This is a genomic window from Streptomyces sp. NPDC001868 (assembly GCF_040297125.1).
Taxonomy (GTDB): domain Bacteria; phylum Actinomycetota; class Actinomycetes; order Streptomycetales; family Streptomycetaceae; genus Streptomyces.
Genome location: NZ_JBEOYO010000016.1, coordinates 17,637 through 33,814, shown reverse-complemented (window position 1 = coordinate 33,814; position 16,178 = coordinate 17,637). Strand labels below are relative to the sequence as shown.

The window sequence follows — 16,178 nt, the reverse complement described above, 5'->3', positions numbered from 1 at the left end:
CAGGCCCCGATCAGGCGGGCGTCCGGTGGCGGGCCCGGACACACGGGCATCCGGCGGCGACGGCGCTCTGTGCGGACCGGCTTGTAGGGTCCGCACGGTGGAGAGATCACGGGTGGGTGTGAACGGCGCGGCGGCGTCGACGTTGCTGGATGTGCTGCTCGGGGCGGTGCGGGAGGCGCCCGGCCAGACCGTCGTGCATGTCCGGGGGGACGGCGGCGAGCACACGGTCACCTTCGCCGAACTCCACGACGACGCCCTGCGCGTGGCGGGCGGCCTGCTCGCGGCGGGCGTGACACCGGGCACCCCGCTGCCGCTGGTCGCCGACCGGGGCGACGCCTTTCAGCCCATGTTCTGGGGCGCGCTGGCGGCCGGGGCGATACCCGTCCCGCTCGCCCCGGAGCCGCGCCGCATCGGCCCGGTGTGGGAGCTGCTGGGCCGCCCGCCCGTCGTGGTGGACGAGACCACGGCCGCCGTGGTGACGGGGGCGAGCGACGAACCCGAGCATGAACTCGCCCGTGATGTACGGGTGTTGAGGCTCGACGAGCTCCGTCGCGGGCGCCCGCTGCGGCACCTCGCCCAGCCCGACCCGCAGGACATCGCCTTCCTCCAGTTCTCCTCCGGCAGCACCGGCGCACCCAAGGGCGTGGAGCTGACCCACGCCGGTGTCCTCGCCAACCTGCGCCAGATCCGTACCGCGATGGCGATCACCGAGGACGACGTGATCGCGACCTGGATGCCGTACTTCCACGACATGGGGCTCATCGGCACGCATCTCGTCCCCATGGCCGCCCGCCTGAAGCAGATACGGATCGAGCCGCTGTCCTTCGCGAAGCGGCCCGCCCTGTGGTTCGAGGCCGCCGCCCGCCACCGCGCGACCCTCCTCTCGGCCGCGAACTTCGCGCTCGCCCTCGCGGTACGCCGCGTCCCGGCCACCGCGCTCACCGGCCTCGACCTCGGCCGCGTACGCCTGCTGCTCGTCGGCGCCGAGCCCATCGCTCCGCGTGTCTGGCGGGAGTTCACGGCCCTCACGGCTCCGGCGGGGCTGGACCCGCGCGCCCCGCTGCCGGTGTACGGGCTGGCCGAGGCCACGCTCGCGGTGACCGTACCGCCGCTGGGCGAGACGGCGGTGCCGCTGGTCCTGGACCGGGCCGCGCTCGGCCGGGGGCGGGTGGAGGAGACCGAACCGGGGCCGCACGCCGTGGAGTTGATGGATCTGGGGCGGCCGGTGGAGGGGTGCGAGGTCCGCGTCACCGGTGATTCCGGGGGCCTGTTGGGGGATCTGCGGGTCGGGCATGTGGAGGTGCGGGGGCCGCAGTTGGGGCGGGGGTACCACCGGGCGCCCGGGGCGAGCGCGGAGGCGTTCGGGGGTGACGGCTGGCTGCGTACCGGTGACGTCGGGTTCCTGCGGGGCGGGCGGCTGTGTGTCACCGGGCGCCACAAGGACGTGGTGTTCGTCAACGGCCGTACGTTCCACGCGTCCGACCTGGAGGAGACCGTCGCCGCGACGCCGGGGCTGCCGCCGGGGGCCGTGGCGGTCGTGGGGTCCACCGATCCGGAGGACGGGGGTGAGCGGGTCGTCGCCTTCGTGCAGTGGGCTCGGCCGGAGCCCTCGGTCGCGGCTCCGGTGCTGCGGGCCGCCGCGGGGCGGCTGCGGGAGGTTCTCGGGCACGACGACGTACGGGTGCTGCCGTTGCCGCCGGGGGGCTTCGCCCGGACGACCAGCGGGAAGCTGCGGCGGGGGGTGCTGCGGGGGCGGTTCGAGGCCGGGGGGTACGCGGGGGTCGAGGAGCGGTGGGGGGATGTCCCGCGTGCGGTGGCCGTTGGCGTCGGCGTTGGCGTTGGCGTTGGCGTCGAGGAAGAGGGTGTTCCCCGGTCGTTGCGGGAGGTTCAGGAGGGGGTGCGGGGGGTGTGGGCGCGGGTGTTGGGGGTGCCCGTGGCCGAGGTGGGGGTTCGGGAGCGGTTCTTCGACCTCGGGGGGTCCTCGCTCAAGGCGATGGCTGTGCTGGCCGGGTTGGAGGACGTGCTCGGGGTGACTGTGGAGCCGGGGGTTCTGCGGGATCACGACACGGTGGTGGGGTTGGCCGGGTATGTGTGGGGGGTTTTGCGGGAGGGGCGCCTATTGGGGCGGGGGGAGCGGGCTGGGGGCGACTGCGGGTGCGTTGTGGCTGGTCGCGCAGTTCCCCGCGCCCCTGAAGACGGGCCTGCGGCCCTGTCTCAGGGGGTGGGTGCGGATGGTGGTGTGGGTGGGCGCCTCATAGCTCGGGGGGAGGTGTCTGAGGGCGACTGCGGGTGCGTTGTGGCTGGTCGCGCAGTTCCCCGCGCCCCTGAGGACGGGCCTGCGGCCCTGTCTCAGGGGGCGGGTGTGCTTGCTGTTCTCTCCGTCGCCTGTCGGTTTCCCGGGGTTGGGACTCCTGAGGGGTTTTGGGAGTTGCTCGTCGGTGGGGGTGGGGCCGTCGGCGGGCTGGCCGAGCCCGGGGCGTTCGATGCCGGGTTCTTCGGGATGGACGACTCGGAGGCGCGGGCCACCGATCCGCAGGCGCGGGTCTTTCTGGAGCTGGCCCATGAGGCGCTGGAGCGGGCCGGGTACGCGGGGCCCCGGCGGGCCGGCCGCCGGGTCGGGGTGTTCGCGGCGGCCGGGGACAGCGGATACCGCGAGATCCTCGCCGAGGCCGCCGACGGGGACCTCGCCCGCCACCCGGCCGCCCTCACCGGCAACCTCCCCAACCTGATCGCCGCCCGCGTCTCCCAGGTCCTGGACCTGAACGGCCCCGCCCTGGCCGTCGACACCGCCTGCTCCTCCGCCCTCGTCGCCCTGCATCTGGCCCGCCGCAGCCTGCTGTCCGGCGAGTGCGACCTCGCGGTCGTCGGCGGCGTCAACCTGGGCCTGACCCCGACCGGCCACCGCCTCCTCGACGCCACGGGCGCCCTGTCGCCGAGCGGCCGGTGCCGCGCGTTCGCCGCCGACGCGGACGGCTTCGTACCGGGCGAGGGCGGCGCCGCCCTCGTCCTCGCCCGCCTCGACGACGCCCGCACCGCAGACGACCCGGTCCTCGCCCTCGTACGCGGTACGGCGGTGAACAACGACGGCCGCTCGCTCGGCCTCCTCGCCCCCACCCCGCGCGGACAGCGCGAGGTGATCGCCCGGGCGTACGCGGAGTGCGGCGTCGACCCGGCCGACGTGTCCTACGTCGAGGCGCACGGCACGGGTACGCCGATAGGCGACCCCGTCGAGGCGCGGTCCCTCGGGCAGGCGTTCCCGCCCCGCGCCGACGGCGGCCCGCGCCGGCTCGGCTCGGTCAAGACGAACGTCGGGCACCTCCTCAACGCGGCCGGTATGCCCGCCCTCGTCAAGGTCGCCCTCGCCCTCTCCCACCGCCGTCTCCCGCCCTCCCCCGGCTCCACCCCGCCGGCCCCCTTCCTCGCGGACACCGCCCCCGGCTTCCGTCTGGTCACCGAGTACGAGGAATGGACCGGCACGGAGGGGCGCCCCCTCACCGCCGGCGTCAACTCCTTCGGCTTCGGCGGCACCAACGCCCACGCGGTGCTGGAGGAGGCGCCGAGAGAGGCGAGGGGGACGGCGGGGGCGCGGGGCGCCGACGCGACCGGGGCGCCCCCGGCCACCGACGGCCCTCACCTCCTGACCCTGTCCGCCCGTACCGCCGACGCCCTGCGCGTCGCCGCCGCCGAGCTGGCCGCGCATCTGCGGGCCCACCCCGAACTGGACGAGGGCGACGTCTGCGCCACCGTCAACACCGCCCGGGACGAGGGGCCGTACCGGCTGGCCGTCGTGACGGAGGGCAGGGGTGGGGGTGGGCGTGGGGGCGACGGCAGCCTCGCGGAGCGGCTCGAACTCGAAGCGGGCGGGAGGCCTGGTTCTGCGAGTTCCACGGGTTCAGTGAGTTCCGCGGGTTCCACCGGTTCCGCGGGTTCAGTGAGTTCCGCGGCGACCGGGCCCGTACGCGCCCGGCCCCGTACCGTGTTCGTCCTGCCCGGCCAAGGGGCCCAACGGCCCGGTCTCGGAAGGGGGTTGTACCACTCCGCGCCCGTGTTCCGTGACGTGCTGGACGAGGTCTCGTCCCTCACCGGGCCGGTTCGCGGTCGCGGTCTGGCCGCCTGGTGTCTGGACGAGGACGCCGACCCCGCCGACCTGGCCCGGACGGAGGTGACGCAGCCGCTGCTGGTGGCGTTCGGAGTGGCGTTGGCCGGGCAGTTGGCGGCGTGGGGGGTGACGCCGGACGCGGTCGTGGGGCACAGCGTCGGCGAGATCACCGCCGCGTGTGTCGCCGGGGCCCTGACCCCGGCCGAGGCGGTCGGCTTCGCCGCCGAGCGCGGGCGTCTGGTCGGCGGGCTCGTCGCGCCCGGCGCCATGGCGGCCGTACGGGGTGACGAGGACACCGTCGCCGCCGTGATCGCCGAGTCCGAGGGCACGCTCTGCCTGGCCGCCGTCAACTCACCCACGCAGGTGGTGCTGGCGGGCGAGGCGGAGGCCGTCGACCGGGCGGTCGCGGCCCTCACCGCGCGGGGCGTGGCCGCCCGCCGCCTCCGGGTCTCGCACGCCTTCCACTCCCCGATGCTGAACCCCGTCCTCGACCCCCTCCACAACGCGGCGAAGGCCCTGACCGTCCACCCGGCCACCGTCCCGATGCTGAGCACCGTCACCGGCCGGTGGAACCCCGACCTGACCCCCGGCACCGACCCCGACGTCACCCCCGACACCGGCTACTGGCGCGCCCACGCGATCCGCCCCGTCCGCTTCGGCACCGCCGTCGCCCGGCTCCTCGACGAGGGCTACGACACGTTCGTCGAACTCGGCCCCGGCGCCTCCCTCTCCGCCCCGATCCACGCGACGGCCGCCGCGTCGTCTTCCGGCATCACACCGTCCGAGGTGACGGTCCTGCCCGCGCTGCCCGCCGCCTCGGACGGCCGGGAGTCGGGCTCCGGAGCAGCGGCGTTGCTCGAAACCGTGGGCCGGCTCTGGACCCTCGGGGCCCGGCTGTCCCCGACGGCTCCTGCCCGGAGCGGGACACGGCGACGGGTGCCCGTCCCCACGTACCCGTTCCAGCGCGCCCACTACTGGCCGGAACGCCTCGACAGGACACCCGCGCCCGGTACGCCCAGTGCCCCCACTACGCCCACAACGCTCGGTACGCCCGGTACGGCATCCGCGCCGCGTACGCCGTCCTCCTCGTCCGACGGCATACCCACCCCCCGGCCCCTCCTCTGGCACGACGCCCCGCTGACCGTCGCCCCCGGGCCCCGTGTCGTACGCCTGACCGGCGCCGACACACCGCTCCGCCAGGCCCTCCACGACCGGCTCACCGGGCGCGGAGTGACGGTGCTGGGGCCGATGCCGGAGCCGGGCCGGTCCGAGGCCCAGGCGGAAGCGGAAGCCGTGCTGTGGTTCGCGGCCGATGACGCCACGGGCGCGGAGCCGGACCTGGAGCCGACGCCGGTGGCGAAGCCGGAGCCGGAGATTCGCACCACCACCGCCACCACCGTTGCCGTCGCCGCCCTCCGCGAGCTGCTGCCCTCGCTCGGCACGACCCCCACCCGCCTGCTGCTCGTCACGGAGAACGCGTACAGCACCGGCGACGACGACTCCGCGCCCCGCCCCCGCCCCGCACAGGCCCTCCTGCACGGTTTCGCCCTGGCCCTCCCCGAGGAACTCCCGGGGCTCTCCTCCCTGAGCGTCGACCTGTCAGCCGAGGACCCGCTCGACACACAACTCGACGCACTTATACGGGAGTTGGGCACCGTCGCCCCTCCCACCCCCAGCGCGGCCGGCACCGTCGCCTGGCGGGCGGGCCGCCGACTCGCCCGTACGGCCGTGCCCCCCACCCCTCCGCCCTCCTCCCCCACCCCACTCCCCCTGAACGGCACCTACCTGATCACCGGCGGCGCGGGCGGCCTCGGCTCCGCGCTCGCCCGTGACCTCGCGGAACGCGGCACCCCCACCCTGGTCCTCACCAGCCGTACGGCCACCCCGCCCCGCGCCCTGCTCGCCGACCTGCGGGCCCTCGGCGCCCGTGCCCGCTACCAGGCGGCCGACATCACCGACGCGGCCGACATCGACGAACTCGTCGCCGGACTGCCGCCCCTGGACGCGGTGTTCCACGCGGCGGGTACGGCAAGCCCCGGCAGCCTGCGCGCCAAGCGGGACGACGAGATCGAGGCCGTACTCGCCGCGAAGGTGCGCGGCACGACCCTCCTGGCCGAGGCCCTGCGCCGGCACGGCCACGAGAACGCCGTGTGCGTCGCCTTCTCGTCCGTCTCCGCCGTACTGCCCGGCCTCGCCGGCGCCCTCGGCGACTACGCCGCCGCCAACTCCTTCCTCGACGCCTTCGCCACCGCCCAACGCGCCGCCGGCCGCCCCTGGCAGTCCATCGCCCTGGGCCCCGTCACCGACACAGGCCTGACAAGCGGAGCCACCCCCCACACCCGCCTCCACCCCCACGGCCTCGCCCCCATGACCGCCCAGGCCACCCTCGCAGGCCTCCACACGGCGATCACCCTGGACGCGGCACACATACTGCTGACGGGCACGACCGCCACAGCTCCCGAGCCAAGCGAGGGCCGCCCCGTCGAGGGCCGCAGGCCCTCCAGGGGCGCGGGGAACGGCGCGACCAGCCACAACCCACCCGCAGCCGCCAGCGAACAACCCCTCCCGAGCCCTGAGGCGCCCGCCCACATCACCACCCTCATCCGCCACCTCCTCGCGGACGCCCTGCACCGCTCCCCCCAGGACATAGGCGCCGACGAACCGTTCCTCACCCTCGGCCTGGACTCCCTCAGCGCCGTCGACCTCGCCCGCCGCCTGGAACGCGAACTCGGCCGCCCCCTCCCGGCCACCCTCCTCTTCGAACACCGCACGATCGGCGAACTGGCCACCCACCTGGCCACCGACACACCGGTGTCACAAGCGACGCAGCCGGCCCCACCCACGACCTCGGCCGGAGCCCCCCACCCCCTCACCCCCCTCCAACTCGCCTTCCACACCACCGAAACCCTCCACGAGGGCACCACCGCCTACGGCTACGTACGCCAAACCATCAGCGGCCCCCTCGACACCACCCTCCTCGGCCACGCACTCGCCCACCTCGCCGCCCGCCACCCCATGCTGCGGCTGCGGTTCACCGGCGACGACGGCACCCGCCCGCGCCAGTACGCGACCCCCGCCGGGCCCGTGGACACCCCACCCCGCTGGTACGAGGTCCACGAGTTCCAGGAGGTCCACGAGGTCCCGGAACCGCACGATCCGCAGCAGCTGGAAAGGTTGGAACACCTCGAACAGGCCCTCTGCAACCGCCCGTTCGACCTGACGACAGAGGACCCCGTACGAGCCGTCCTCGTCCACGACCGAGCCCGCGACCACGAACACGACCGCGACGGCGCCCACCTCGCCCACCTGCTCCTGGTCGTCCACCACGCCGCCGCCGACGGCTTCAGCCTCAAGCTCCTCGCCGAGGAACTCTGGTCGCTCTACACGGCCCTGGCACACGGCGTGGAACCCCCTCAGCTCCCCACCCTCCAGGCCGAGTTCACCGACTACGCGGCCGCCCTGACCGCCGAGCGCCGCTCCCCGGCTTACACGGACGACCAGCGGTACTGGCGCGCCCGCCTGGCCGAGCACACCACCCCCGCCCCCTCCCTCCCCTACGACGGCGACCCCGAGGCACCCCCCACCCCACCCCTCACCCACCACCGCACCGGCATCGACGAGGCCCTGACCACCGCCCTCCGCGAGACGGCCGCGCGGCACGGGGTCTCGTTGTTCCATCTGCTGCTGGCGGTGTACGGGCGCTGTCTGGCTCGGTGGAGCGGACGCGAGGCCGTGGCGGTCAATGTGGCGCGGGCCCGGCGGGAGTTGCCGGTCCCGGGCATAGACCGGCTGGTGGGTCCGCTGGCCGACACCCTGCCGGTGTTCGTGGACGTCACCCCCGACGAACCGGTCACCGCGCTCGCCGAACGGCTGCGGCGGATCTGGGGCGAGGCCGAGGCCCACGCGACCCTGAGCAGCACCGACTTCGCCCGACTGCTGTCCGAGGTACGCCCCGCCACCGGCCCGGCGCCGCGCACGGCGGCCGAGGCGGGATTCAGCTTCGCCCGTTTCCCGGTGGTCCACGGCCCCGACTGGCCGGTCACCGTCACCCCGACAGCCGCGGCCACGGCCTCCGCCGCCACCCGCCTCGGCCTCCTCTGCTGGGAGGCCGACGCCGCCCTGCGCCTCTCATGGAACTACCCGGCCCGGCTCTTCCGCCCCGAGACGGTACGCCGCCTCGCCGACGAGTACGTCACGGAACTCCGCGCCGCCGCTGCCCTACAGGGAGATGAGCAGCCCCTCGGAGGGCCGAAGGCCCTACAGGGGCGCGGGGAACTGCGCGACCAGCCACAACGAACCCGCACCCGCCCAAGCACGACACCCCCACCCCCTGAGGCGCCCCTCACCCCTGAGGCACCCCCCGCCACACCCCACGTCACCCACGACGGAATCGTGCCCCGCCTACTCACCCGGTTCCGCACCACCCCCCACGCCATCGCCGTCGACACCGGCGAAACCGACGGCCGGCGGACGACACTCACCTACGCCGCTCTCGACACCGCCTCCGCCACCCTCGCCACCCGCCTGCGCGCCCACGGCGTACGCCCCGGCGACCTCGTCGGACTCCTCACCGAACCCGGCGGCACGGACACGGTCACCGGAGTCGTCGGCATCCTGCGGGCGGGCGCCGGCTGGGTGCCGCTGGACGCCACCCACCCCACCGCCCGGCACCGGGATCAGCTGTCCCGTACGGGAGTGCGCGTACTGGTCTGCGACCGGGCGACCCACGAGGCGGCCACCGGCCTGGACGGCGTCACCCCGGTCCAGGTGTCCGAACCGGCCGCCACCCCACCGACGACCGTCCCGGAGAGCGGCACCCTCGCCCCCGAAACCGACCCCGAAACCGCTCCCGAAACCGACCCCGGAACCGACCCCTACGCCGTTCCCCATGCCGACCCCGAAGCCATCGCCTACGTCATCTTCACCTCCGGCTCGACGGGCCGCCCCAAGGCCGTCCCCATCACCCACCGGTCGATGACGAACTACCTCGACTGGTCCCTGGCCACCTTCGGCTACGGCCCCGGCGACCGGCTGGCGCAGACCGCTTCGGTCTGTTTCGACGCCTCCGTACGGCAGTTGCTGGCCCCGCTGCTGGTCGGCGCCACCGTGCACACCCTCTCCCGCGATCTGCTGCGCGACCCCGAGGCCCTGCTCGACCGTGTCGTGGCGGACCGGATCACGGTGTGGAGCTCGGTCCCGACCCTGTGGGAACGCCTGCTGACCGCCGCCGAGGAACGCACCGCCCGCCAGAACGGCACACCCCCCGACCTCTCCGCCCTGCGCTGGGTCCACGTGGGCGGCGAGGCCCTGCCCGCGGCCCATGTCCGCCGCTGGTTCGACCTGCTGAAGCCCGGCACCGGGCACCACCGGATCGCCAACCTCTACGGCCCCACCGAGGCCACCATCAACGCCACCTGCCACATCATCGACACCCGCCCGGCCGACGACGTACGCCACCTCCCCATCGGCCGCCCGATCTCCGGCACCGAACTGGCCGTGATCGGCGAGGACGGACACGAACGCGCCCCCGGCGAACCCGGCGAACTCCTCATCGCCGGCACCGGTCTCACCCCCGGCTACCTCGGCGACCCCCACCTCACGGCCGCCGCCTTCACCGAACGGGACGGTCGCCGCTGGTACCGCAGCGGCGACCGCGTCCGCCGTACGGCCGACGGGGTGCTGGAGTTCCTGGGCCGGCTCGACGACCAGGTCAAGGTCCGGGGCCACCGCGTGGAACTCGGCGAGATCGAGGCCGCCCTGCTCACCCACCCGAGCGTGAGCCGCGCGGCCGTACTGCTGCGCGACGGACGGCTGGAGGCGTACGTCGAACCCCGGACCGGCGCGCCGACCCCGGACCCCCGCGAACGCGACCACCGCGAACTCGCCCCCCACGCCGCCCACACGCTCGACCCCCGCGAGGTGCGCGCCTTCCTCGCCCGCACCCTCCCCCCGTACATGCTCCCCGCCCGCGTCCACTCCCTTCCGGCCCTCCCCCTGACCGGCACGGGCAAGATCGACCGCAACCGCCTCGCTCCCCCCGGCGAAGCCACGTCCCTCGAAGCCACGCCCGCCGAACCCCCGCACACACCCGGCGGCCCTCCGCACACACCTCCCGCCACCCCGACCGAACTCCTGCTGGCGCGCACCTGGTCCGCGCTGCTGGACGTACCGGAGTCCGAGATCAGCCGCCAGGACGACTTCTTCGCGCTCGGCGGCGACTCCATCACCGTGCTGGAACTGTTCTCCCGCCTACGCCACGAACGCCCGACCCTCCCCCGCCCGACCGCCGTCTACACACACCGCACGCTGACGGCCCTGGCGACAGCCATCGACACCACACCCGCCGCACCCACCACGCCCTCCACCCCCGCCATCACCGCTCCACCCGAGAGCCGCCGGACCACCGAAGACCTCCTCACCCCCTATCCCCTCACCCCCTCCCAACAGGGCTTCCTCCTCGCCGACGCCCTCGCATCCGGCACTACCGGCGCGCCCGGCACATCCGGTACCCCCGTCGCCAACCCCGCCTGGCTGGCCCGCTTCCGGGTCCAAGGCCCCCTGGACCCGGACCTGTTCCAGCGCGCCGTGGACGTCCTCATGGCCCGGCACCCCATGCTCCGCACGGTCTTCCCGGCGGGCGCCCGCCCACCCGTGCAGCAGGAACTCCCGGCCTCGCTGCGCCTCCCCGTCGAGACGGAGACCCTCGCCCACCCCGACCTGCTGGAACAGCGGGTCGCGCAGGAGGCGGGCCGCCGCTTCGAGCCCTGGGCCTGGCCCCTGCTCCGCCTCCGCCTGTTCACCCTCGCGCCGGACGACCACGTCCTCCTCGTCCACGCCCACCACCTCATCGGCGACGGCTACAGCGCGGCCCTCCTCACCCGCGAACTCCTCACCGTGTACGGCCGTTTCGCACGCGGCCTCCCCCACGGTCTGGAACCCCCGCGCTCCACCTTCCGCGAGCACGCGCTCCACCGCTCCACGGGGGCCCAGCAACCCACGTCCCCGGAGGCCGAGGCGTACCGCGCCCGCCACCACACCCCCTACACCCCACCCGTCCTCCGCACACCCCACCCGGGCGGCAGCGCCCCCGCCTTCCACACCACCACCCTCACCCTCGACGCCGACCGCACCCACGCCCTGCGCCGCCTCGCCCGGACCGCCGGCACCACGCTCCACGCCCCGGTCCTCACCGCGTACTACCGCGCCCTCACCACCCTCACCGGCCGCCGCGACCTGGTCCTCGGCCTGGCCGTCACCGGCAGGGACGAGACCACCCGGGACACACACGGAGTCTTCGGCCCGTTCGCGGAGGCAGTGGCCCTACGCCCTGCCCCCGAGCCCCACTCCCACTCCCACTCCGACTCCCACTCCGAGTCCGAGTCCAAGTCCGGAGACCGACTCGTGGCGCCCCCCGACTTCGCCGAGGACCTCCGCCGTATCGCCATGGAGTCGACCGCGGCCCGCACCGCCGGCCCCCTGGACCTCCGTACGCCCCAAGGCCTCCCCCGTACCGCCCAGTTCTTCTTCACCTTCCTCGACTTCACCGCCCTCGGCGCACCCCCGGACACCCCCCTGACCCTCCGGCCCGACGACGCCGACACCGAACTCGCCCCACCGCCCCTGGGCACCGACGTCTTCCTCGCCGTACGCCCCACCCCGAACGGCGAGGGCCTGCACATCACGGCACGCGCGTCGGCGACCGCCGTCACGCCCGACGAACTCGCGTCTTTCGCAGGGGAGTTGAGCCGACAGCTGAGACAGGCACCGCACGAGAAACGCACCCCCACCACCCCACCCCTCGACGCCGCCCTCATCGGCTACCTCCCCGCCCCGCACCACCTCGCCGCCTTCGCCGGACTCCCCCCGGACGCGGCGCCGAGCCGTGAGGCGATGCGTGGCCTGCTCTTCCCGGACGGCCGGGCCAGGCTCCTGGAGAGCATCACCACGCCCCTCGGCAGGTCGGGCTTCGTGTCGCTCCCCCTCTTCGCCGATGAGCTGACCGGCGCGCTCCCCACCGGCGACCTCCCCACCCACACCGCACAGGCCGTGGCGCACGCCGCGTCCCTCGGCGCGCGCTGCGTCTCGCTGGCCGGCATGATCCCGTCCCTCACCGGCTACGGCTACGACGTCCTGCGCGCGGCCTCCGCGACGACCACGGACCTCGCCACGGCCCTCGCCACACCCCACCCCGCCCCCCACCCCACGCCTCTCACCGCCACCCTCACCACCGGCCACGCGGCCACGACCGTCGCCGTGGTCAAGACCGTCCGCACGGCCCTCGACGCGACCGGCCGCGACCTCGCCGACCTCACCCTCGCCGTCGTCGGCTGCGGTTCCATCGGCACATCGTCGCTCCGTCTGCTCCTGGCCCGCAGCCCCCACCCCCCGGCCCGGCTCCTGCTCTGCGACGTCCCCGGCAGCGCCCCCCGCCTCCGCCGGCTCGCCACCGAACTGTCGGCCGAGCACCCCGCCATGGCCGTACAGGTCGTCGAGCCGTCCGACACCCGGACCCTGCCCGCCGAGGTCTACGGGACGGCCGATGTCATCGTCACGGCGGTCAGCGGCGGCCCGACGACCCTGCTGGACGTCGACCGGCTGCGGCCCGGCACGATCGTCGTGGACGACTCCTTCCCGCACTGTTTCGACACCGCGCGGGCCCTGGACCGTATGCGGCGCGAGCAGGACGTACTGATCGTCGGAGGCGGTCTGCTGGCCCTGGACTCCACCGAGACCCACCTGTCACCGGACCTCCCGACCGCCGCCCTCACGGCCCTCACCGCCTTCACCGCCCCGACCGCTCTCCCCGGCCAGGCCACCCCCCGGCCCCAGCAGCATCTGGCACTCCACCTCCCCGGCACCCTCGCCTCCTGCCGCCTGGAATCCCTCCTCCACGCCCACGCCTCGGGTACGGAACTGCCCCTGATCCACGGTCTGGTGGACCTCCCCCGCGCCCTGGCCCACTGGGACGCCGCCGAAGCCGCCGGAGTGCGCCCGGCGCCGCTCCACCTCCTCGACCACACCGTCCCGCCGGAGGCCCTGGGCGCCCTGCCCCCGCCACCCTCCCGGCCCACCGGCACGCCAGGGCGTGGGGATGCCCGCCGGGCGGGCGGGGCGGCCGAAGCGGGCCGGGACGCCGGGTGAGTACAGGACGCTGACCGGTGGTCCGGCGGGTGCCGGGAGCCCCGCCGCGACCACGAGGTCCTCCTCGCACCGCACCAGCTCGGCCCGGTGCAACGGCCAGCGCGGATGGGCGTTGGGCAGGAACACCGAGCGCCCGAAGAACGCACCGTGCATGCCCCAGCGCGCGGTGAGGAAGTGTTCGAGACCGGTCGGTTCGTCGATGCGCTCCCCCGCCCGCACGACGATCCGGCTCCGCGCCCCACGCGGCCCGGGCCACCGCCGGGAACTGGTGTAGGTGACCAGGTCACCCACGCCACCGCCCCCACCACCCCTGGTGTCGATGTCCATCCGGGACCACAGGTACGGCATCCGGAAACCGATCCGCCCCACCGCCACCGGCAGCAGCCGCGACGCGTCGAGCGAAAGGAAGACGACCCCGCGCCGCCCGTGCCCGTCCACCGAGTAGAGCCGCACATTGGTCTCCGGAAAACTCCCCAGATACGGCACACCCGGCAGCCTCAGCCACCCCACCTTGTGCATCCGGAACGCGACCAGCCCGACATACGTCACCCCGTCCAACGTGTCGGGCACGGTCCCCACCGGCAGCAGCCCGGCCACCACCTCCGGCGCGACGGCCCAGTGCACAAAGGTCAGATCGAGCCAGGACTGCGTGAGCAGGGGGCGCGGGATCGCCTCGGGCGCGTCGGCGGTTATGGGGTTCAGGGGGCTTCTGGGGGCAGCGGCCTGTGACTGTGGCTGCCCCGGCTTCGGCTCCGGCTTCGGCTGCTGTGACTGCGGCTGCTCGGTCGGCGGCATCGCGTCAGTGTCCCAGGGGCCAGGAGGACTCATCGGGTACGGGTCGGACGGGCGGCCGAGAAGCCGGGGCTCCGCCCTGGAGAAGCAAGGGGCGCAGCCCCTGCTTCTCCAGGGGCGCGGGGAACTGCGCGACCAGCCCCCACCGACCCGCACCCGCCGAACCCACAGAACCCCCCGAGCTACTGGGCGCCCAACTGCCCCACCAGCTCCCGCGCGAACACCTCCGCAGCCGGCGCCACCCACCGTCGCCGATGCCGGGCCAACCGCACGGAAACGTCATCGAAGCCCGGCCCCCGAACCCGCGCCAACCGCCCCTGCCCCAGAAAATCCTCCACGGTCGTCAGCGGCAACAACGCCAGCCCCAGCCCGGCGGCGACACACGACCGCGCCGCGTCCACACTGCCGAACCGGGTGAGCCGGGGACTCGCCCCGGGCACGGCGAGGAGCCGCCGCTCCAACTCGTCGCTGTACGAGCACCCCTGCTCCAGCAGGAAGAACGTCTCCGTGGCCAGCCGCGCCCAGCCGACCGTGCCGGGACGCGTCGCGAGCGGATGGCGGGGCGCACACACGAGGGCGAGCGGCTCGCGCGCGACCGGTTCGGTCGTCACATCCGGGAAGTCGGCCTCGTCCTCCAGCAGCAGTGCCAGATCCAGTCGCCCGGCCCGCAGCCCCGCGACGCACTCCGCCGTACCGGCCGCGTGCAGGTCGACGTCCACCTCGGGATGGCGGGTGCGCAGGGCCGCGATCACGCCCGGCAGCCGGGTCGCGCACAGGGACTCCGGGGTGCCGACCCGCACCCGTCCCCGTACGACGCCGTCCCCGTCGCCCCCGCCCCCGCCCGCCCGCAGCCGGGCCACGGCGTCGAGGACCTCCTCCGCCCCTTCGAGCAACCGCCGGCCCGACTCGGTGAGCAGGGTGCCCGTGGGCAGCCGGTCGAAGAGCCGGGTGTCCAACTCCCGTTCCAGGGTGCGGATATGGACGGTCACGGTGGACTGGGCGAGGTGCAGCTCGGCCGCGGCGGCGGTGAAGCTGCCGGTCCGGGCGAGGGTGGTGAAGGTGTGCAGCAGTCGGGTGTCCACCGGCCCAGGCTATGCCGTACGCCGATGGATGGGATCGAAACCAATCGTTGGACTCGATCGCCCCGCGATGACAGCGTGGACCCATGACCGAGACCCCGCACCCCACGACTCCCCACCCCACAACCCCCCGCCCCGAAACCCTGCGCTACTCGTCCTTCACCCACGACCCGGCGGGCGGGAACCCGGCCGGCGTGGTGCTCGACGCCGCCGGGCTCGACGACGCGACGATGCTGGCGATCGCCGCCGAGGTGGGCTACTCCGAGACGGCCTTCGTCACCGCCGCCGACGAGTCCGCGCGACGGTTCCGGGTGCGCTACTTCAGCCCGCTCGCCGAGGTGGCCTTCTGCGGGCACGCGACCGTGGCCCTGGCCGTGGCGCTCGCCGAGCGGCTGGGCCCCGGCGAGGTCCTCCTCGACACCCTCGCGGGCGAGATCCCCGTAGCCACCACGGTCGACGCCACCGACGGCACGGTCCGCGCCACCCTCACCAGCGTGCCGACCCGCTCCCGCCCCACCACGGCCCCCGAACTGGACGCGGCCCTCAAGACCCTCGGCTGGTCCCCCGACGACCTGGACCCGGACCTCCCGCCGCACGTGGCCTTCGGCGGCAACGACCACCTGGTCCTGGCCGCCGGCTCCCGTGCCCGTCTCGCGGACCTGGAGTACGACTTCGAGGGCCTCGCCGAGGTGATGCGGCGCCACGACTGGACGACCGTGCACCTGGTGTGGCGCGAGTCCCCGGGACACTTCCACGCCCGGGACCCGTTCCCCGTGGGCGGTGTCGTGGAGGACCCGGCGACGGGCGCGGCGGCGGCGGCCTTCGGCGGGTACCTCCGCACCCTCGGCCTGGTCACCGCCCCGACCACCGTCACGATCCGCCAGGGCGAGGACATGGGCCGCCCCAGCGACCTGCGGATCGACGTGTCCCCCCAGGACCCCCGCACCAGGGTCACGGGCCAGGCGGTCCCGATCGACTAGCCCCCAGGGCCCCAGGGGTGTGCGCCCGGCCTGCTACCTGGGCGACGAGGCCCTCGCCCCCGGCACCCCGCTGGCCGCCACCCGGCT

3 protein-coding genes and 1 pseudogene are annotated in these 16,178 nt (G+C 74.7%); 2 read left to right on the top strand and 2 right to left on the bottom strand.

The window, feature by feature from the left end:
* The first annotated feature begins 97 nt into the window (after window positions 1-97).
* Window positions 98-13,240, top strand: coding sequence for a non-ribosomal peptide synthetase/type I polyketide synthase (locus tag ABT147_RS20170; RefSeq protein ID WP_351407911.1), 13,143 nt, complete (start codon window positions 98-100; stop codon window positions 13,238-13,240).
* On the opposite strand, the pseudogene ABT147_RS20165 reads toward ABT147_RS20170, so the two are convergent.
* Together ABT147_RS20165 and ABT147_RS20160 are read right to left on the bottom strand one after the other, a co-directional pair.
* Window positions 13,181-14,035 (bottom strand): annotated as a pseudogene (locus ABT147_RS20165) (YqjF family protein); the annotation flags it as partial. The gene ABT147_RS20170 and the pseudogene ABT147_RS20165 overlap by 60 nt on opposite strands.
* Window positions 14,036-14,214: 179 nt before the next feature.
* Complete coding sequence (locus ABT147_RS20160; protein ID WP_351407908.1) at window positions 14,215-15,114, bottom strand: LysR family transcriptional regulator; 900 nt, start codon at window positions 15,112-15,114, stop codon at window positions 14,215-14,217.
* An 83-nt stretch (window positions 15,115-15,197) separates the two neighbouring features.
* Between ABT147_RS20160 and ABT147_RS20155 the strand changes: the two genes are divergently transcribed.
* Window positions 15,198-16,091: a PhzF family phenazine biosynthesis isomerase gene (locus ABT147_RS20155; protein ID WP_351407906.1), complete on the top strand. Its 894-nt coding sequence runs from the start codon at window positions 15,198-15,200 to the stop codon at window positions 16,089-16,091.
* The last annotated feature ends 87 nt before the right edge of the window (window positions 16,092-16,178 follow it).

Bases quoted from the DNA above. Each gene is read 5' to 3' on its own strand.
- ABT147_RS20155 (WP_351407906.1), top strand. From the start codon at position 15,198: ATGACCGAGACCCCGCACCCCACGACTCCCCACCCCACAACCCCCCGC.